This is a genomic window from Pseudomonas crudilactis, assembly GCF_013433315.1.
GTDB lineage: Bacteria > Pseudomonadota > Gammaproteobacteria > Pseudomonadales > Pseudomonadaceae > Aquipseudomonas > Aquipseudomonas crudilactis.
Window position 1 is genome coordinate 201,516 of sequence record NZ_WXVV01000008.1, and the last position, 21,074, is coordinate 222,589.

The following is a 21,074-nucleotide window of genomic DNA, read 5'->3' on the forward strand; positions in this document are numbered from 1 at the left end:
TTAGCGCCGATCATGTTCGATTTCAAAGATTCAAACGTTTGCGTAATGCCCGGACATAATTCTGCCATTCATCGAGTACGGCTCTCTGCATCGGTGTCGCACTAAGCGACCATTGCTCTGCGGCCTCGGTAAAAGATTGCAAGGTATTCGGCGCACCCCATTCAGGTGTGGACAAACGCTGCTGACAAAATATCCGCCAGCGTTCCTGCTCTTCAAAACTCAAGGTCTCGGGAAAGTTACGTGCTCGATATCGAAAGAGTAATTCAGGCAAACGTTCATCATCGAAAGGCCATTGCTCTTGCGCTAATTGCGAAGGGTCAGCGCTCCTCACTTGCTCACATAGACGCCGGTCGCGGTCACCGATAAAACCGTCGTACAACTGTTGTTCCGGATCTTCGCTCGGGGTGAAATCTTCGCTGACATAAATCGCAGCAACTTTATCTTTCCAAACTTGTTGTGCGTCAGTTAGTCGCAGCGCGCGTTCCTGATAAAGCGCCATGTCCAGACCCAGCCTTTGCTGATCCTGCGCACGCAGTACCGACAGCGGAGCCACCACCGGGCAACGGTTGACATGAATCAGCTTGAGCGGCACCGGCAACTCGCCCTCAGGCAAATCGTCACGGCGGGTGTACAAGCGCTGGCGCAGGGTTTGCGCATCCAGATCGAGCAAGCCCTGCGGATCGAGGTGCAGGTCGCAGACGATCAAGGCGTTGCGGTTTTTCGGGTGCCAGGCCAGCGGCAGCACCACGCCAACATAACTGCGCGCCGCCGAGAAGCGCCCGGAAACATGCACCAGCGGCTGCAACAAGCGAATCTGATCCATGACTTTTTGCTTGCTGCGCAATTGGAACAGCCAGTCATACAGTTTTGGCTGCTTCTGACGGATCAACCGCGCCAGGGCGATGGTCGCGCGCACGTCCGACAGGGCTTCGTGGGCATGGCCGTGATCAATATTGTTGGCGGCGGTCAGGCGTTCGAGCTTGAGCGTCACCCGGCCGTCGTCGTCCGTCGGCCAGACCAGCCCGTCGGGACGCAGCGCGTAGGCGGCGCGCACCACGTCGATCAGATCCCAGCGACTGTTACCGCCCTGCCACTCGCGGGCGTAAGGATCGAAGAAATTGCGATACAAACTGTAGCGCGTCATCTCGTCGTCGAAACGCAAGGTGTTGTAACCCGCCCCGCAGGTGCCTGGGGCAGCCAGTTGCGCATGAACGCGGGTCATGAAATCGGCTTCGCTCAAACCGTTTTCGGCGAGCTGGCCCGGGGTGATGCCCGTGATGGCGCACGCCGCCGGGTGCGGCAGGATGTCTTCGCTGGGCTGGCAGTAGAGGTTGACCGGCTCATCGATCTCGTTGAGGTCATGGTCGGTGCGAATCCCGGCGACCTGCAACGGACGGTCGCAGCGGGGATTGATGCCAGTGGTTTCGTAGTCGTACCAGAAGATTGAAGTCACGGGCGGTTCCTGAACTGAAGATCGGCGAAGTCTAGGCGTTCAACCGCGCTCGCGGCCAGCCTCGCGTCATTCAATCACTGCGAGCCACACGCGGTGCAATACATAGTTATGTCGTTTTCCCCCGTGAGGCTGCTAGCATCGACCTCACTTGCCCCCCGAACAGGCGAACATCAGGTAGCCCATGCTCGAGCCTACAGCACCGCCAAGGAAAGCACCGCTGGCCCCGCCGCTGGATACGCGGTATCAGGTCGAAACGCCGGAAGGCATCGATCTGCCGTTGCGCCCTGCCGGGTTGATGGTGCGCGCCGTGGCCTTCGCGATCGATCTGGCTCTGCGCGGCGTGGTCATGGGTGTGCTGTTCATCGCCCTGGCGTTTCTCGGCAAGCTCGGCATGGGCCTGGGTTCACTGCTGCTGTTTGCGATCAGCTGGTGGTACATGGTGCTGTTCGAAGTGCTGCGTCAGGGGCGCTCGCCGGGTAAACAATGGATGGGGCTGCGCGTGGTGCACGATGACGGCACTCCGATTGGCTGGTCGGCCTCGCTGCTGCGCAACCTGCTGCGCTTTGTCGATCTGCTGCCCTTCGGCTACTTCCTTGGCACCCTCAGTTGCCTGCAACACCCGACCTTCAAACGCCTCGGCGACATCGCTGCCGGCACACTGGTGGTCTACAGCGAACGCCCGCTGAGTCGACCGCAATTGCCTGATGCCGAACCGCGACGCTGTCCCGTCCCTCTCACCCTCAGCGAACAACGCGCCGTGCTTGGCTTTGCCGAGCGCCAGAGTGAATTATCGCCAGCGCGGGTCAATGAACTGGCGGCGCTGCTCGCCCAACCTCTGCATATTTCTGCGCCCAAAGCTGTGATTGAACTCAATGGCATCGCTCGCGGTTTGTTGGGCCCGACATGAAGCAGAGTCTTTTCGAAACCCGCCACAAGGCCGAATGGGAGCGGTTTGCGCTGGCCCTCGAACGCCTTGAGCGCGGCAAGGACACCTCGCAAGTCGGCGGTTTCCCCAAGGCCTATCGACGCCTCTGCCAACATCTGGCGCTGGCACAGGCGCGCGGTTACAGCAGTTTCCTCATCGACTCACTGCAGCAACAGGTGTTGCGCGGCCATCAACAGCTGTACCGTCATCGCAGCCGATTCGGCGCCAATCTGCTGAGTTTCATCCTCGCCGACTTTCCCAGACTGGTGCGCGCCGAATGGCCCTTTGTGCTGGTCGCCAGCCTGCTGTTCTTTGGCAGCCTGATCGGCGTCGGCGTGTTGGTGTATGTATTTCCCGACCTGGTCTACAACCTGATCCCCGCCGATCAGGTGCGCGAGATGCAAGGCATGTACGATCCGGTCGCCGGCCACCTCGGACGCCCCGCCGAACGTGCGGCCAGTGAAGACTGGGTAATGTTCGGTTACTACGTGATGCACAACATCGGCATTGCCTTTCAGACCTTTGCCAGCGGCTTGTTGCTGGGCGTGGGCAGTGCGTTCTTTCTGTTCTACAACGGCATGGTCATCGGCGCGGTCGCCGGGCATCTCAGCGAGATCGGTTTCGGCCAGACTTTCTGGTCATTCGTCATCGCCCATGGCGCCTTTGAACTCACCGCCATCGCCCTCGCCGGCGCGGCCGGCCTGGAACTCGGCTGGGCGTTGATCGCACCCGGACGGCTGACGCGCGGTGAAGCGCTGCAACGGGCAGCGCGCAAAAGCGTGTTGCTGGTATGCGGGGTGATGCTGTTCCTGTTGATTGCCGCGTTTATCGAAGCCTATTGGTCGTCGAAAGCCACTGTCACGCCGCTGACCAAATATCTGGTCGGCGCCGGGCTTTGGACGTTGGTTGCGCTCTATCTGTCGTTCGCCGGAAGGACACGTCATGCGCCTGAGTGACGCCACCGTGGTGATCCGCCCGCGCACGACCTGGGAGGCCATGGACCTCGGCGTGCTGATGAGCCAGCAACACCGGCGTCTGCTGATGACCAGTTGGGCGATCGTCACCCTGCCGCTGTTCGCCCTGCTCAGCCTGCTGCTGTGGGACTCGCCGTCGCTGGCGGTGTTTATCTTCTGGTGGCTGAAACCAGCGTACGAACGCCTGCCGCTGTACATCCTGTCGCAAGCGCTGTTTGGCGAGACGCCGACACTTAAACAGGCCTTGCGCGAATGGCCACGCCTGCTCAAACCGCAACTGCTGGCCAGTCTGACCTGGCGCCGCCTGAGTTTCAGCCGCAGTTTTCTGCTGCCGGTGGTGCAACTCGAAGGTCTCGACGGCAGTGCCCGGCAACAACGCCTGCACGTGCTGCTGCAACGCAACGCCGGCGCTGCGCAATGGCTGACCCTCATCGGCGTGCATCTGGAAACCGCGCTGTGGATCGGCCTGATGGTGCTGTTCTACATGTTACTGCCGCAACAGGTCGAAACGGATTGGAGCTGGCAGTCACTGATTCTCGCGGCGGATCAAGACTGGCGCTGGCTGGAACATCTGACCAATGCTTTCTACGCGCTGGTGCTGGTGGTGTGGGAGCCGATCTACGTTGCCTGCGGTTTCAGCCTTTATCTGAACCGACGCACACAACTGGAAGCGTGGGATATCGAACTGGTGTTCCGCCGCTTGCGTCAGCGCCTGAACAATGGCGTGGTGGGATTGCTCTTGGCGGTCTGTCTGGTGCTGCCGAATATGCCGTCGACCTGGGCGGCCGAGCCTGATGACAGTCCGCAGGCACCGCGCTTGTTGAATCAACCACTCACTAGCCAGGCCTCACGGGACAGTATCAAGGCATTGCTTGAACAGCCGCCGTTCAAGAACAAGGAAGTCGTCACCCGCTATCGCTTTGGCGACGACCCGGCGAAACCTGCCGAAGCGCAAAAACCGGGTGAAGCGCCGCAGTGGCTGAAAACCCTGCTGGGCTGGCTCGACGGACAACACTTGAATGTGCTGGCGAAGGTCATTGAAGTGCTGTTGTGGGGCACGCTCATTGCGGTGCTGGGCTGGCTGGGCTGGCGCTATCGCGAGTTTCTCCAGGCCTTTGTCAGCCGCCGCCCCAGACTGCCTTCCAAACCGAAACGAGCGTTGCCGCAGCAAGCCTTCGGTCTGGATTTGAACCGCGACACCTTGCCTGACGACATCGCCGGCCATGCCGAACAACTGTGGCAAAGCCAGCCCCGTGCAGCGTTGGGCCTGCTCTATCGAGGGTTGCTCAGCCATCTGCTGCATGACTTCGATCTGAGCCTGAAACCCGCCGACACCGAACTCCAGGTGCTCGCGCACGTTGAACAATTGCAGCGCCCCGAACTGCTCGCCTTCAGCCGCAGCCTGACTAATCACTGGCAGAACATGGCCTACGGGCATCGCGTACCACCGGCGTCCATGCAGCAGGAATTGTGCGATGGCTGGCGCGCCTTGTTCGGCCCCGGAGCCGCCCGTTGAGTCGCCGGACACTGTGGTGGGTTGGCGCGTTGATCGCCCTGTTGCTGGGCGCGCTGAGCGTTTTCCTCTACCTCAAGGCCAAGCCTTATCAGGAAGAAGTCGATCACGGCCCCTCGCCCGCCGCGCAAGCCAATCCTTATCTGGCGGCCGAGCTGTTTTTGCGTGAGCGCGGCCTCATGGTCAGCCACGCCGAAAGCCTCGCGGTACTGCCGGAAATCGACCCTCGCCGTCATACGTTGCTGTTGTTCAACGACCGCTCACGCATGACCCCGCGTCAGGTCGATCAGGTGTTGAACTGGACGCGGGCCGGCGGGCGGCTGGTGTTCGTCGCCGAATCGCTGTGGGATGAGCAGAGCAAACAAAGCAATGACCTGTTGATTGATCGGGTGCAGCTGCATCAATCCCTGAGCAAGGATCTGAAAGACCTGCCCGCCGACGTGGCGCCAGACCGCTTCCCGAAATTGACCAAACTCTATCTGGAAGACGAAGACGCCCCGGCCTACGCCGGTTTCGATACCGACTTCCACCTCGACGACCCGAAGAATCTTGCGCAAGCCTGGGCCAACAGCGCCAAGGCCACGCACATGATGCAACTGCCCTACAGCCTTGGCTCGATCACCGTGGTCACCGACGCCGAGTTGTGGAAGAACAACATCATCAGCCAATACGACAACGCCTGGCTGCTCTGGTATCTGAGCGCCGACACCGACGTCACGTTGATCTACAACACCGAGCACGATGGCCTGCTGACCTTGCTCTGGCGCTACTTCCCGCAAGCCATCGTTGCCCTGCTCGCGTTGATCGGCCTGTGGCTGTGGCATGTCGGTGTACGCCACGGCCCACTTCAGCTACCCGCCCCGAGTGGACGCCGACAATTGCAGGAACACCTGCGCGCCAGCGCCGATTTCCTGCTGCGCCACAACGGCCAACAGGCACTGCTGCAAGCACTACAACAGGATGTGCTGCGCCGCGCCCGTCGCCGCCATCCCGGCTTCGATCAATTGAACGTTGCCGAACAATGGCTGGCATTGTCGCGCCTGACCCGGCTACCCACCCGCGCTATCAGCCAGGCCCTGAGCCCGGTGCCGAACCGGCGGATCTCCAGCGCCGATTTCTGCCGCCAGGTCGCCCACCTGCAAACCTTGAGGAACACGCTATGACTGAACAGATCGAGCCCGGCAGCGCCAGCCACGCCGCCCAGCAACGCCAGCGTGCCAGCCAGTTGGCGCAAGCGGTGCGCGGCGAATTGCAGAAAGCCCTGATCGGCCAGAACCAGGTGATCGACGACGTGCTCACGGCGCTCATCGCCGGTGGCCACGTATTGCTTGAAGGCGTGCCGGGGCTAGGCAAAACCCTGCTGGTGCGCGCATTGGCCCGTTGTTTCGGCGGCGAGTTTGCGCGGATTCAATTCACCCCGGATCTAATGCCCAGCGACGTCACTGGCCACGCCGTATACGACCTGCAAACCGAGCAGTTCAAGCTGCGCAAAGGCCCGCTGTTCACCAACCTGTTGCTGGCCGACGAGATCAACCGCGCCCCGGCGAAAACCCAGGCGGCCTTGCTCGAAGCGATGCAGGAACGGCAGGTCACGCTCGAAGGTCGCGCCCTGCCGATCGCGCAACCGTTCATGGTCCTGGCGACGCAGAACCCGATCGAACAGGAAGGCACCTATCCCCTGCCGGAAGCCGAACTTGACCGGTTCATGCTCAAGGTGCGCATGGACTACCCGGACGCGGATCAAGAGTTGAACATGGTGCGACAGGTCAGCCGTTCAACCCGCGCCGACATGCTCGATGTGCAACCGCTGCGCACGGTGTTGCAAGCCAAGGACGTGCAAGCTTTGCAACGCATCGCCAGTGACTTGCCGCTGGACGATCAGGTGCTCGACTACGCCGTGCGTCTGGCCCGTAGCACGCGCACCTGGCCGGGGCTGATTCTCGGCGCCGGGCCCCGCGCCTCGATCGCACTGGTGCGTTGCGCCCGTGCCCGCGCGTTGTTGCGCGGCGGCGAGTTCGTGATCCCGGACGACATCAAAGGCTGCGCACTGGCTGTGCTGCGCCATCGCGTACGCATTGCCCCGGAGCTGGACATTGAAGGGCTGCAGGTCGATCAGGTGCTGCAGCAACTGCTCGACCAGATTGCGGCGCCGCGGCTGTGAAACCCTCACGCCTGCTGTTGATCTGGCTGGCCTTGCTGCTGGCGGTCGGCATCGTTCTGGGTACATTGCGGGCGCTGGAAGTCGACATCCCTGCCAGCCTGATATCGATCAACTGGGGGTTGCTGCTGGCGCTATTGGCCCTGGCGGTGCTCGATGCCCTGCGCCTGCAACGCCTGCCAACACCGCGCATCACACGGCAGATGCCCGGCAGTCTTGCGCTCGGCCGCTGGGGTGAAGTGCGCCTGGAAGTCGAACATGACTTCAGCGAACCGACGCACATTGAACTGTTCGATCACCCGCCAGCCGGGCTGAGTTTCGAAAACCTGCCGCTGTCGATTGAACTGCAACCCGGCCGGCGCAACCTGCTCGGTTATCGATTGCGCCCGCTCCAACGCGGCCATTTCAGCTTCGCTCACTGCGAGGTCAGCCTGCCCAGTCCCTTGGGATTATGGACAGGCAAACGCCTGCTCGATGTCAGCGACCAGACCCGCGTCTACCCCGACTTCGCCCGACTCTACGGCGGTGAACTGCTGGCCGTGGACAACTGGCTCAGCCAGCTCGGTGTGCGTCAGCGCCAACGGCGCGGTCAGGGTCTGGAATTCCATCAGTTGCGCGAATTCCGTGAAGGCGACAGCCTGCGCCAGATCGACTGGAAAGCCACCGCCCGTCAACGCACACCGATTGCCCGCGAGTATCAGGACGAGCGCGATCAGCAGGTCATCTTTCTGCTCGACTGCGGCCGATGCATGCGCAGCCAGGACGGCGAGCTGTCGCATTTCGACCATGCGCTCAATGCTTGCCTGCTGCTGAGTTATGTGGCCCTGCGCCAGGGCGATGCGGTGGGACTGAGTACCTTCGCCAGCGAACAGCCGCGCCATCTCGCGCCAGTCAAAGGCGCCGGGCAACTGAACGTGTTGCTCAACACAGTGTATGACCTGGGCAGCACACAACGCCCTGCCGACTACCAGGCCGCCGCCAATCAACTATTGGCCCGGCAAAAACGCCGGGCATTGGTGGTGCTGGTCAGCAACCTGCGCGATGAAGTCGACGATGAACTATTGGCTGCCGTCAAACGCCTGAGCACACAGCACCGCGTGATGGTGGCAAGCCTGCGCGAGGAGACGCTAGACGCCCTGCGACATGCACCGGTGCAAACCTTGCCCGAGGCTCTGGCCTATTGCGGGACGGTGAGTTATTTGAACGAGCAGGCAGAACTCCATGAGCGCTTGAGGGCTCATGGGGTTCCGGTAGTGGATGTCCGGCCAGCGGAACTGGGGGGCGAACTGGTGACGCGGTATCTGGCTTTGAAGAGTGCCGGAGGTTTTTAGCGCCTTCTTCAGTTGGAAAAGGTGCTGATTTATTCCCACGACCAAAACTCACAATCAGACAGTGCTGCCGTCATAGTGATTGTAAATTTTCAGTTCGGCAGTTACGCCCCTGTACGTATTAACGAACGCTTCACCGGCAAGATCGGTTGTTACGTAGTAGGTCTCGCTTGAATCGGAATGCTGAACGGAGACTCGAACTCCCGGCGCAAGCTCTTTCTTCATTTTGGAGGTCGCCCGAATGAAATTTCGGGTCATTATTTCCCCGTTACCCATTTCAATGTCTTCGCGCCACCGTTCTGCATCCACCCAGTTATGCGCCAGGCGCATGGCCGCTGGCGAAATAAGCCATTGATCATTCCGTGTCTTCAGCGTCAGGGCAAACGCGCCATCCCGGATACTTTCTCGGCAATCGAGAGTCCAGAACAACCAGTCTTGTCCGAGTTGATGTTCCTGTGCAAGATCAGGCGTTATGCTCAATCCAAGGCTCTCGGCGCTTTCGCCTTGCCATCCCAGCCTTACATAAGCCCCCGTCAGCGAACTGCCAGACTTTGCCCGCAATCTGATTACGTGCGCCACGCGATGACAAGGATACAACGTGTCATGCCCAAAGACCTTCGCAAAACTGTCGAACTGCATGTCCAGCTCTGCCTCGATATCAAACAGTTGCCCCGGCAACAATCGATCCGGAATGCTGGGACTGGTCAACTTTAAAGTGAAGTCGCCATTGCGCCATGGGCCTTCGTTATTAACAGACCATCGAATGGGTTCACCGTCCACCGGACGCAAGGTTTCAAGATCCGGATCAAACGTCAGCCCGAGCGCCTGCGCCCCGGATGAGTCTTCAAGTGCCACTTCAGCCCAGGGGATCAGCCAACTGTGCGGCCTTACCCTTAACTCCAGATCGTAAGCGGTTGCGTGAGACAGCAGCAGCTTCCCGTCGACAAGGCTCACCTCTTCGCCATTGAGCCAAAGCGTGAATTCCTGCAACCAGGTGTCCGAGTTTGCAATCGCGGTAAACATCATCGATCTGACCTCCCATCCGGCGTAGCCGCCCTTCACAGCGGCAAGCAACCAACCCTCCTTGACCGGTGGGAGTCTGAACGCGACCTCGGCCTTGCCGGTACCATCCGTTTTCGTCGGGGCGATCTTGATGCCCGGGTATTCCCATTCCACGTCGACATCAACGAGGGGCTCGCCTGTTCTGGCAGAAACCACAATGACCTGTGCGCTGACTTCTTGCCCCGGATATCCCGTCGGATCAGAACTGATCAACGACTGGATTTCCCGAGGCTCATGCACGAAGAACGGCAACGCTATCGAATCCGAGTGCAGTGCTCCGCCCACCGATACGGTCAGCTCCAGCGCTCCCGTTGTAGTCGGTACAAACTCAATCTTCGCCACCCCGTGAAAGTTGGTGATCGATGTCACCTCTCCAAGGTCGGGGCTGCGCCAGGTCACAGTGACCCCAACCATCGGCTTGCCGCTGATCGAGGAGATGACCGTGATCTGTTCAGTCACGGCATCGCCCCAGAACAACGTCTGATTGACCCGCTGGCGTTCAGCGATCTTCACCACCTGTTCGCCTTGTCCCAGCGACATGGCGTTCACGGGAGACAGACTGGCCAGCCGCGTCGACGAGAAGTGCAATCCAAAGCTGCCATCCTTGAGGTCGTCCACCCGGAACCTATAGGTCAGTCCTGCGGACGAAAATAATCTGGGATCGCCCAACCTCGGTTCCTCGAAACGGATGCCGAGTGCCGCTGGCCCGGACTCCGTCATGCCCAGTGTCAGGTACTGACCCAGCAAGTCACTGCCGTCCAGCGCTCGCACGCGCAGTTCATGTTGACCCTTGCGTCGCGGAAAGAACGTTTGTTGACCCATTGGCTGTTCCGACTGCTTGTCGAAACTGACCATCAGCCCCTCCCAGGGATCACTGGCCAGCGATCTGACTGTCATTGGACGACGATCTTCGTAGTCGTCATAACGACTGAGTACCGCTGCGGTTACCGACTCTTCACCGGCAACCTGCGGCCTGAAGTCAAAGCCGCTCCAGCCATCGGTCGTGGTTTGGATATCGCGAGGATTGCCATCGATGATCCAGCTCACCGGTGCCTGATCCACAGGGCGGTTGGTGTAATGCGAGTACACCTGCACCCACATCCACGCCGGCGCCTGGCCAATGACCGGATCCACCGCCGACTCGCGCCATGCCTCGAATCTGACCTTGTTGTGAGCCAGTGTCATCGGCTTGGCGATCGCCTCGAAACTCAACTGAGGCAGGGCCAGGGTCAGAGCAAACTCGCCTTGCGTCTCACTGCCGGTGAAGTCCAGCGTCCAGATTGCGCCGCCGTCGTTCAGTGTCTGCGTATGCTCCAGCGGCGGGGCGACGGTCGCGCCCAGTGAATCGGCCGGTGTGCCCGACCAGATCAGGGATGCCTCAAGCCCCACCAACGGGCTCAGTGCATGAGGTAAAACGTTGAAGCGGTGAACGGCCCCCAGGCACGGATACAAGCTGCGATCATCCAGCGCCGATGGCACCTGATCGAGCATCAGCGACATTTCCCCCGTCAGTTCCGCAAACATCAGCCGTCCTGCCAACTCGCGAACGTTTGTCTCGCCTTCAAGGCGCAGTTCCAGCTCAAACAGGCTGCTAAGGCTGGTGCTGCTGTCGGAGACCAGTTGCCATTGCGGCCCTGGCAACGTCAATGGCTTGAGCGTTCCCAAGTCTGTGGGCCGCAACCCGATATCAGGATCAACGCCGCGCCAGTGCAGACTGATATTGCGCCCGAGCCAATCACTGCCGGTAACCGGTTCGACTCTGAGGGTATGAGTCTGTCCACGTCGACAGAGCACGCCAAGTGTATTGCGTTGAACCTCAGCGTCGTCGAGCCAGATTTTCACCTGACTTTTCCATGGGCTGGTGGCATAGGCCGTGACGGTGAAGGGGTGCTCGACCGACATCGCTTCCGGGTGCGCCTTGAGCCGGGCCGTGATGGTCTTTTCCCCGGCAGTTTTCGGCGTATACAGCAAACTGGCCCAGCCGCCCGACCCAGTGGCACTGTGGACCGGGTCACCGTCGGGAATCACCCATTCGACCAACGCATTGCTGACCGGATCACCATCGCCTCTGGCCACTTCATGCACCGCTTGCACCCGCAGCAGCACGCTCTCGGCCTCGTCGACGATCGGATATTTGTTGGCCTCACGCACCTCCCCCACCTTGATCCGGTTGCGCGCCAGCGACATCGGTTTGGCTACAGATGGCAACAACAGCTTTGAGCAGACCAATGACAGATCAAAGCGACCGTCGAGCCGGTCCTCGCTGGTCAGCGTCCAGAGGCTGTCGCGCCCATCGAACGGAACCGGCTCCTCGAGCGGCGGCCTGACCGTGATCCCCAATTGCTCGTGCCCGACGCCGCTCCAGTGCAGCGACAGATCAGTGCCCTGCAACGGGCTGTCGGCGAGCAGGCGCACGATGACAGGGTGCGCGGCGCCCCGGTTGGGATAACCGGTCACATCCCACTGCGTTTCTATCTCCTCGACGACGGATCGCAACGCCTTCCACGGATCCGTCGCCAACACCTTGACCGCAAATTCGTGGGTTACTTCGCCACTGGCGTAATAAGGGCTTTCGACCGCTGCCTTGATGACCACATCACCCGCATTACTCGGTGCAAAATCAAAGTAAATCCAGCCTTGCTCGTCAGTGATACCAGCACCCAGCACACCTTGCCCGGACGCCGTCCAGTTCACTGTCCGGCCATCCAGCGCCTGGCCGGTGTAGAACGAAACGACTTGCACGCCGAGCCGGACACTCTGCGCATATTCAAGCACCGGGTAGTAAGCCGCTTCCTGTACCTCGCGAAAGGCCAGGCGGTGATGCCCCAGCGAAACGTCAATCGCATAAGGTTCGGCGCTGTACTGGTTAACCAGGCTTATCGAAAAATCGTAGCTTTTCTCTTCGCCGATCGCCGGGCAGTCGAGCGACCAATGCGACAGCAGCGCCTGATCGACACCCCATTCAGGATCAGCCTTGACCGCGTCCATCGGGTTACCGTGGCTGGTCAATGCGATCTGGGTATCCAGCCAGGCGCTGCCGGCTACAGGCATAAAAGACAGCTTGTGTGGAGTGAAAAGGAAGTCGTCCAATGCGCCGCCAAGGGATGCCCCCAGGCACAGATACAACGTCTGGCCTGGCGTCAGGGTCTCCTCGTCCAGACTTAGCGCCTGCAGTTTCAAGGGCTCCAGTTTCAGTTGAAGGTCGATGCGCGTGATACGCACAACCGAGCGCTTATCTGAAGGGTTGCTCGGCACACCGTTGACTTCGAAGGTCAAGGTTTCGCCGCTGTCGAATGCCAGGTGATCCAGCGATTCGCGATAGGCAATCGGAATGAAATCCAACGGCTGTGCCGTCGCCAGACGAGCGTTATCGTTCTCAAGGCTGCGTAGCATCTCGCGCTTGAGTTCGATGCTCATCAACTCCGTGTTGCCCTTGAGGATGCGCAACGTTCCGAGCTGGCCCGACCAGTCAGCCCCCGGGCGAAACTCGCACAAAAATGTCAGTTCGTAACTGGCGCCGGCATCGGGCTTTTTAGGCACTGATACCTGCTGTGTAACCGAGCCACCGACCCCCGCCACCAGGAAACTGATAAACGCGCCTTCATACATTTCACTCGTTGAGCCGACTGACCCTTTGTGAGTCCAGTGGTTGAGCTGGTGAGTGAAATCACCGTTGAGCACCAGACTTTGATTCGCTTGGATGACTGGCTCATGCATGATCGCTCGCTCCTTTGGCCTGTTCGTTCAGCCTGGCGTTTTCAGCCTGGGTGACCAGGTCTACGACTTTCTGGACGAAGGTCGGCTCTCCGGCCTTGGCGGTGTAATGGATACGCACAATGAGGTCGGTCAACGACGCAAGCATGGCGGCCTGCAACCGTTTGCCCGGCCACGGGACAGTCAATCGCCAGTTGGAGATCGCGCCAGTGCATTCAAACGGACGGAGCAGGCCTTCATCGGGCTTCATGTTCGTCAGACCGTTGTCAGCGATGCCCACCGACAAGGCTATTTGCTGAGCGCTGCGCAAATTGATCACCACATCCAGCGGCGCTACCCCGCCCGGATTGTGCAAGTACTGCACGGACTGCGTGGTTGGCCGGGTCGCCGTCATGCTGCTGATCTGCAGCAAGGTCGCCCGCACATCCTCATAGGGTCCGGTCAGAACCGGCAGATCGACCTCTACCGAACTGATCTGCCGGCAGAAATGCCCGGGATGATCGCGATCGAACAGCAACTGGGTCAGCTTGAATTCCAGTACCCCGGTGTCTGTCAGTTGCTGCAAGGCATCCGCCCAGTTGGCAATGCCCACCTGAGGTTCCACTTCGTCGTCGAACAACTGTCGCAGGGAAATGGTTTTTACCAGCTCCAGCCGTCGCTCGTGGCGTTGCAGATATTCACGCTCCAGACGCAGCAGATGCCCGCGCAACTGCTCACCGGCGGTCAGACCATGACGATGGTCCAGCCACACCTGAGGCAAGGGGATTTGCGTATCGTAATCACCGGTTTCGGCGGCCAGCGAAGCCTGGGCGCTGAGGCACAGGCTGATGACCGCATCGTAGGCCTGATAATGCAGCGCCTTGAGCTGGCCGAGCATCCAGCCGAACAGTTCGGCATTGCTCGCACGTTTTTTCAGGTAGTTGTAGACCGTCAATGCCTGACTGTTGGCCCGCAAGGTCTGCGCAAGGCTGGATCGTGCCGCAGCGACCGCATGATTCTGCGCCACGATCTGCTCATCGAGCGCACGCACCTCCGCCATTGCCTGATTACGCTGCAGCGCCCATTCGCCTCGGCGACGCCGGTAACCTTCGGTCGTGGCCTGGCTGTCGGCATCGATCTGCAACAGCGACGAGGCAACCTCCATGCCGAAAGCCGCTGCATCAAACACATGTTCCGGTTTGAAGCCGCCATTGGAGGTGCCGAATATTTTCGGCAACGCCCCGATGACGCCCCCGGCGGTCCTGACGACCCTGGCCTGCAACGCGGAGGTTTTCGACTGTTTCAGGCTCGACATGACCTGATATTCGATCGCCGAGACGTTTTCGTTGTAACGCGCTGCGTAAGCATCCGCCCGCTCCTGCGCCATGGTCCGGCTTTGCTGCAGCGCTGTCACATTCGCCTCCAGTTGGGCGATCGACTGATCCTGCACCGTTTCGACATAGCTGCCCAATTCCACCAGATGGTTTTGCTGCAATTCTTCCTGCTCGGCGCGATCACGCCGCTCCAGCAGATTGAGCACCTGACTGCCGTAATCCTGCAGCGCCTGCACGGCCCGCAGTGCGACTTCGAACGTCACACGCCAACGGAAGGCATTGACCACCATTCGCCCACCCATCGGTCTCGGCCCGGCCACGCCAGCGGTCGCCAGGTCGCGCAGCAATTGATTGGGATCCGTCGGCGGGCTGAACAGCGCAAGATCCATAGGCCTGCCCTCTATGGTGAGATTGTGGCGCAGGTTGTGCATCCGTAGTTCAGGCGCGGCATACAGGTCGAGCAGCGACTGATTGATGGGGATTTCAAAAGGCCCACAGGCCAACAATCCGAGCATCGGCGGGGTATCGGAAGCGACCGGGTAATCCGCCAGGCTGAAATTCAGCGTCTTTTCAAAGGCTTCGAGCCGCGGCCGCACAGTGCTCTGCTCCAGCAAGTCGGCGACCTTGGTCGTTTGCCAACGGGTCGCCGTGTTGGCGGTCGGTGCCTTGCCCATCAGAAACCCGGCCTGGACGTAGCACAGCTTGGCGGCCACCAGACTGTCGCGGGTCAGTTGCCGGTAATACCAGTCGCCCCAGCTCATCAGGTTTTTCACATAGTCGGTGAATGCCAGAATCTGCATGTGCGCCGGTGCTGCGTAGCCGATGGCATCCGGATCCGTGGGGTTCTGAACTTCACAACCCGGATCGCCTGGAGTTCTGACGATGTCCAGGGGGCGGCAACGCCAGTATGCCGGTCTTGGGTTGGGATAGTCTGGATGTTCCCGAGGATCGGCAGTTGCCTGTGGATCGAACACGTAATGCAGCCAGTTTTGTGCCTCACGGAAGCGCTCTTCATCGCGCAAGCGCGTGGCCATCAAATGCGGCAGATGGAAAAACAGCTCCCAGAAAAACAGGCCATTGGCGCCGTTGAAAGCACCATTGGGCTCAACGAACGGCACCCCGGTGGGCGACGGCTCGGCAATGAACTGAGTGTTCCAGTCCAGCACGGCGTCCACGGAACCATTGGAGCGCTGCACCAGTTCCGGGCCAAACAATGAATTGAGCCGGACGAACTTCAGTTGCAAGTCAGACTGATTGAAGGAAAGAAACTGCGCCGCATCGACAGCGTTTTTGCACAAGGAGGGCGGGACGAAATCCTCGAGGTCGACGATGGTCAGGTGAAATCGCTTATCGCCCGTATAAGCGGTGGGGCCGGCTAATGCAAAAGTGGTCGGCTTCGGCCATGAGCCTTTTTTTCGGCTGGATACCAACGATTCGGTTACCCAACCACCCGCCTGATCCAGCTCTTGTTCCAGCGGTTTAGGATCCTCACCTGAACCGCCCACAAGCCACAGTTTGATCTTCACCATGGCACTGGCAAGTCCGGTGGGCCTGCAATATCCCTGCACCGTGATCATATCTTCATCTCCCACCCGCAACGCCATGACTTGCAGATCCATATGCGGCGTCAGAAAACCCTCTGTCTCGACACGGGGAACGGCCGTCACCTGGCTGCTCAGTGGATGCTGAACCGTTTCGTTGTTGACGAATCGATGCTGGAGCGCCAGATCCAGCCATCCCCCACCGTCGCCGGCGACCGGGCGCATCAACACGTCGTAAACCGCATGCACCCTCAGGCCAGCAAGTTTTACAGGATCAAAACTGCCCGTCATTAAAACCCCAAGCTTGCCCTTCGGGTCCAGGTAATCGGTCCGCACACTCGCAATCAACCGAGCGCCCGGCAAAAGAATCTGCCCATGCTCGGAGCTGTGCAGGCACAGCGGCGCCGACCATTGGCCGTTCTGGGTCATGAACGCCAGATTGATGTCCAGTTTGTAAGGAATATCGCCTGAGCCATCTTTCGCTGCGACCTTCACACGCCATTGCGCCCAGACCAGACATAACCGGCCATTCCAGAACACCGGGCGAATATCCAGCACCTCGTCGGCAACGGGGATTTCCACGGCTTGCCATTCACTCCAGGCCGCCGGATTGACCGCCACACTCTGGCTGCCCAGTTCAATCTCGGCCTTGCGCCAGAAGTACTGGAAGGGCTGCACCCGCTGTCGCCCGACAAAGTAATAATTGGCGCGGGCAGGCGTCATGCTATCCATGTAGCAACTGATCACATCCAGATCGCAGGTTTGTTCGAAGGTCTGCAGGTAGTCCTGCAGCGCCGACTGCACGGAATCGTTGCTCAAGCGTGCCTGATTGAGATTGTTTTCAAGGGTTCTGAACAGGCTGGTCTTGCGCAGGCGTACAAAGGGATTGATGAAGTTTTCCGGGTAAAACGAAATCAGCTGCACGGCGGCCCAGTCGGGATAGTTGTTGTACAGCTCCCATTCGAGCAAATGCCGATTGTCGAACGCTTGCTTCTCAAAGCCCGGTTCCAGCTTGCGATACACCGCATGAATGTACTGCTGTGCACAACTGGTCGCTTCGGCTACCCACGAACTGCGCACCTGGTAGGTGTCCAGTGGATCCATGCGCAGCAGTTCGAACAGATCGGCCGCCGTTTTCAAGAACGGATATTTCGCATTGGCCACCTGGCCGATGCAGTATTCGAGCAGTGCCGCGCGACGTTTTTCCAGCAGCCCGCCAATGTTGCTCAATGCCATGATCCTGCTCCTTGGGATATGCTCCGGGGACAACCGTTAGCCAAGCGATACCGCTTACCCCGGTATCGCCTCACCCGCGAAGGTGATGGGATTAATGAACACGCTTTCGCTATCGCTAGACTGACTCCGAACACTGAAAACGAAGGTGCCTCCGGTTTCGCTGGACACAAAAACTCGCGTGAGTCCCTGTTGATCGGTGAACCCCTGACGGGGTCTGATAGTTGCGGTATCCACATTTGTCGGGGGTACGGTCACCCAGTACCAATCCACCAACGAGTCGTGCGCGCGGTTGCCGTAGCCGTCTTCCAGCAACGCGTAGAGTTCGACTTCCTGGCCTTCCGGCACGACTCCCAAGGGCGTTGGTGACAGTTCTGCCAACGGAAAAGTCAGCGTTTTGCGGTCGAAGGTGATGTCGATAGATGTGGCGTAGCGCGGCTCAAACAGATCCAGCCAATACACGGGCGTATCGGTGCCCATGACCTTGCCCGGGGTATAGATGACCAAAAGCGTTCCATTTGTGTCGGTCGCACCTGTTTTAATGCTGCCCAGGGAGGCTCGCCAGTGAACCTTGATGCCGCTCAGCGGCTGACCTTGCGCGTTGTTCACGGTCACCCGATACGTGGCTAGCTCACCTGGCTTGTTGGCCACGACATCGCTGCCATCCACCACGTCGCAGGTAATTGAGACCAACTCGTTGAGGTCGCTTGCCACGTGCGCCACAGGCGAGCGCTCACTGGTCGCGCCCAGCAGAGCAAGTTCGGCGGCCTTGGCATAGGCTGTCTTGTCGACGGTTTCGGGCAGACTGCCGATCAGGAAAATCGTCAATGCATCCATGCCGGTCTCGATGGACAGCTCCCGGACGCGCATCAACAGATCGAGTTGGCTGAGGTTTTTCAACACCTTGAGGTTGGTGGGATCGATACGGTCGACACACTCGCGGACTTCCTGCACGCTCCAGCCAAAAAAATTGGCCAGCCTGATGGCGGCGGCCTGTTGCACCAGCCTCATTGCATCCCCCGTGAGATCCGACAGATCGTTGACCTGACGCAGATAGTCCAACAGTTTCTGCGACGGTTGTTCACTCAGGGCAAAGGCACGGGTCAGTGTCGTCAAGTAATACAGTGTGCGTATCGTCAATTCGTGCCTGTTGCTCTGACCGAGCCAGGCTTCGTGACCGTAATCCAGATATTCGTGCAACAGCGCGGCGCTCAACCCCAGCGTCGACACCACTTCACTGCGCCAGCGCACCTGCGCCAGCAGATCGAGCAGCACATCGGCATTGCGGTGCTGTTTTCGGCTTGCCCCCTCTGATTCCACAGGGGTTTGCTCAAGCACTTGTTGCAGCAATTGATGAACCGTGGTGTTTGACCAGCTCAGGATCGGTAGTACCTGCTCCACACCGACACCGGCATACACGGCCAGCGTCTCTTTGACCAACGATGCCTGAGCATCGCGCGCCTGCAGAACCACACCGGTCATGATGTCGATAAGGGTTAGGCGCAATGGCTCCTCGACCACCCCCAAGGCACTGTCGACCGCCCAGGCAATTTTTCTGCGGACATCGTCCAGGTATTGCTCGGATGTCCCCCACTGAGGCAATACCAGACCATAGGCGTCGACAATAGGAAGCTGGCCATCGGCGCGGCTCACCAGGAATTCGAGCCAGTCGGCGACCCCTGCAGACGGCACGCCGGCCATCAGAAACACACCGTTGGACAACAATGCGGTCGGCAGCAAATTGCGCAACTGCTCGAAAAGTTGCTGATCCTGCTCGGACGGTTGCTGCGCCGCCAGCGGTTTGACCGCATGCTGCAACACCCACAACACTGGCAGATCGCTTTGCGCGCACCACTGCACGCAACTGTGCATGGCTTCGATCAGTTCCAGTATGTCTGGTGGACCTTCTGCAACGGTGTGGATACGAGGGGTACCCGCCAAGCCATCAACCCACTCGATCCCACCCAGCACCGACAGCATCAGCACACCTTCGATGGGGGTGATGTTCAACAGTCGGGGCAGTCGAACCAGGCGGTAAAAACTCGAGATGATCGCCGGGCTGCGCGTCAGTGTGTCGGTCAATCCATGTGCTCTGGCCACCGTGGTTGCCAGGACGTAATAAGTCTGCGGGTCAATCGCCAGGCCACGGCACAACTGGCTGATCGTCAGATCGACCTCGCCCGGCGCCGGCGTCACTGGAAACGTAAGGTTGTCGAGCCGCAAGGGCTCGCGGTAATCCGTTCGATCATTGAAGATCTGGTCGAACAGCGAGAGTGCCTCGCCACGGCCGTAGATCGACAGCTCTGCGATGAACCCGGCAAAGTCCGCCGCAGTGCATTCGTAACGCTCACGCAGAGTCTGAAAAAGACCCAGGGCATGCACGACGCCGCTGGATATGTCCATCTCTGACGCAGCGGCGGGGTGCGAAGGATTACCGTGTTCTACTGCCCGGATCGCAGCCACCAGCAGTGCATCGACCTGATCGAACGGCAAACCGGTCCAGTTGGCCAGACGGACCATTTGGTTTATCCGGTCATAGCGGTTGAAGCCCAGTTCCTTGTCGGGGTCTGCCGTCAGTCGATGGCGAAATTGTGCCGCGTCGTCGATCCGCACGGCGGGTGCGGTGTTGTTGTTGATGTACACCGACCCCGACCGTTCACTCTCGGGTATCTCGGGTATCTCGGGTTTTTCATCCGGGTAGTCCACATTGGCTGAGCGCACCGGCGCAGCATCGCGAATCGACAGCAAAGCTTCGATCTGCGCGCTGCTCAACTTGGTTCGCTCGCCTAGAAACTCCACCTGACTAAGGTTCTGGTAACTATCAAGGTCATTGGTACCGAAGTGGCGGTCGAAAAACTCTTTACGATTGACAAAGCTCTCGCGGGGTTCCGTCAGCAATTGCCGCTGATAGGGACCAAGACGCGTAGCATGAGCGAAGCCGGGACCGGTATGGTTTCCCCGGGCATCGGGCTGTAAAAAATAGGGGTAGGCCAGATCGACCCGGTGCTCGAAGTCCCCCACCGACAGGTCATGGGACTGCGCGATAGCATCAATCGTGACCCAATGCTGGTAATACGGCAGACCGTTGGGGTAGCGGGCCTCGATCAACACGTCTTCAGTCGACTGTCCTGGCTTGGGCTTGTTCGCCGCGATGAACTGCTCCAATACCGCGACGATGATGTCGACCGACGATACCGACTGATAGACCGCATTGACGTCGACCTCCAGCGCGAGCAAATCCGTGCGGCGGTTGTGCAACTGATAGTGTTCTTCCTGGTTCTCGGGCTTGATACGGTCACGAATCCAGCGCAGCAAATCGATCAGATACGCTATGGGCGAGACAAGGGACTCCAGTGCATCCGGTGGACACAGTGCAGCAAAGTCGGTACCGATCAGGACTTGATAAGTGGGGCCGTCAACCATGGATAACAAACCGCTGGAGCTGCGTGTTGTCGCGTTCCGATCGCCCGTCAGGGTTTGCTCGATAAACTGACGACGCAGATACGTGGCCATGCTGTTGGCCCCGCGCAAAAACCGCCGGGCGTCATCCGGGCTGAGCCGCTGCTCCCTGACCAGACCCTGAACGCCCTTTTCCACCAAGGGAAAAATCGATCCCCCTTGTTCAAGATACGTCTTGAGATTGTCCAGCCCGAGGTTTTGTGCGTGTTGTTCGTCACCAAACAATTGATCGAACATTTGCAAAGCGGGGCGACGCGAATCAGCCATGATCAGGTTCCTTGAGGCGAAAGCCGGCCGGAGCAACCTGGCGTTTCCACCAGGCTGCACACTCAGTGATTAAGATTTGGCGCTTCGACAGGTCGAGTGTCTACTGTCAGATCTGACAGGTTTTACAACCGTTC

General features: G+C 59.6%; 10 protein-coding genes. 6 read left to right on the plus strand and 4 right to left on the minus strand.

Going from position 1 to position 21,074, the window contains the following annotated elements:
* Window positions 1–22: 22 nt before the first annotated feature.
* Window positions 23–1,453 carry an exodeoxyribonuclease I gene (sbcB, locus tag GTU76_RS11405; protein ID WP_180698649.1) on the minus strand — a complete coding sequence of 477 codons (1,431 nt, stop codon included), beginning with the start codon at window positions 1,451–1,453 and terminating at the stop codon, window positions 23–25.
* Between the two features lie 181 nt (window positions 1,454–1,634).
* On the opposite strand from sbcB, the gene GTU76_RS11410 reads away from it, so the two are divergent.
* From GTU76_RS11410 to GTU76_RS11435, 6 genes are read left to right on the plus strand one after another with little or no spacing between them, the layout of a single operon-like run.
* Complete coding sequence (locus GTU76_RS11410) at window positions 1,635–2,360, plus strand: RDD family protein (protein WP_180698650.1); 726 nt, start codon at window positions 1,635–1,637, stop codon at window positions 2,358–2,360.
* Complete coding sequence (locus GTU76_RS11415) at window positions 2,357–3,334, plus strand: stage II sporulation protein M (RefSeq protein ID WP_016983122.1); 978 nt, start codon at window positions 2,357–2,359, stop codon at window positions 3,332–3,334. The genes GTU76_RS11410 and GTU76_RS11415 overlap by 4 nt, the downstream gene beginning before the upstream one ends.
* Window positions 3,321–4,868 carry a DUF4129 domain-containing protein gene (locus GTU76_RS11420; protein WP_016983120.1) on the plus strand — a complete coding sequence of 516 codons (1,548 nt, stop codon included), beginning with the start codon at window positions 3,321–3,323 and terminating at the stop codon, window positions 4,866–4,868. Before GTU76_RS11415 ends, GTU76_RS11420 begins: the two co-directional genes overlap by 14 nt.
* Entirely contained in the window at window positions 4,865–6,028 is a 1,164-nt protein-coding gene (locus GTU76_RS11425) for a DUF4350 domain-containing protein (protein WP_016983119.1), read from the plus strand. Before GTU76_RS11420 ends, GTU76_RS11425 begins: the two co-directional genes overlap by 4 nt.
* The gene (locus GTU76_RS11430; RefSeq protein ID WP_016983118.1) at window positions 6,025–7,026 is read left to right on the plus strand and encodes an AAA family ATPase; all 1,002 of its coding nucleotides are present in this window, start codon (window positions 6,025–6,027) and stop codon (window positions 7,024–7,026) included. Before GTU76_RS11425 ends, GTU76_RS11430 begins: the two co-directional genes overlap by 4 nt.
* Window positions 7,023–8,354 (plus strand): DUF58 domain-containing protein, encoded by a 1,332-nt coding sequence (locus GTU76_RS11435; protein ID WP_180698651.1) that lies wholly within the window; start codon window positions 7,023–7,025, stop codon window positions 8,352–8,354. The genes GTU76_RS11430 and GTU76_RS11435 overlap by 4 nt, the downstream gene beginning before the upstream one ends.
* A gap of 54 nt (window positions 8,355–8,408) precedes the next feature.
* Here GTU76_RS11435 and GTU76_RS11440 read toward each other — a convergent pair whose 3' ends face one another.
* The 3 genes from GTU76_RS11440 to GTU76_RS11450 are packed head-to-tail and all read right to left on the minus strand — an operon-like array spanning window position 8,409 to window position 20,940.
* Window positions 8,409–13,130, minus strand: a complete 4,722-nt coding sequence (locus tag GTU76_RS11440; RefSeq protein ID WP_180698652.1) for an Ig-like domain-containing protein — start codon at window positions 13,128–13,130, stop codon at window positions 8,409–8,411.
* Window positions 13,123–17,217, minus strand: a complete 4,095-nt coding sequence (locus GTU76_RS11445) for a Tc toxin subunit A-related protein (RefSeq protein WP_180698653.1) — start codon at window positions 17,215–17,217, stop codon at window positions 13,123–13,125. The genes GTU76_RS11440 and GTU76_RS11445 overlap by 8 nt, the downstream gene beginning before the upstream one ends.
* A gap of 54 nt (window positions 17,218–17,271) precedes the next feature.
* Window positions 17,272–20,940 (minus strand): Tc toxin subunit A, encoded by a 3,669-nt coding sequence (locus GTU76_RS11450; protein ID WP_180698654.1) that lies wholly within the window; start codon window positions 20,938–20,940, stop codon window positions 17,272–17,274.
* Window positions 20,941–21,074 lie beyond the last annotated feature (134 nt).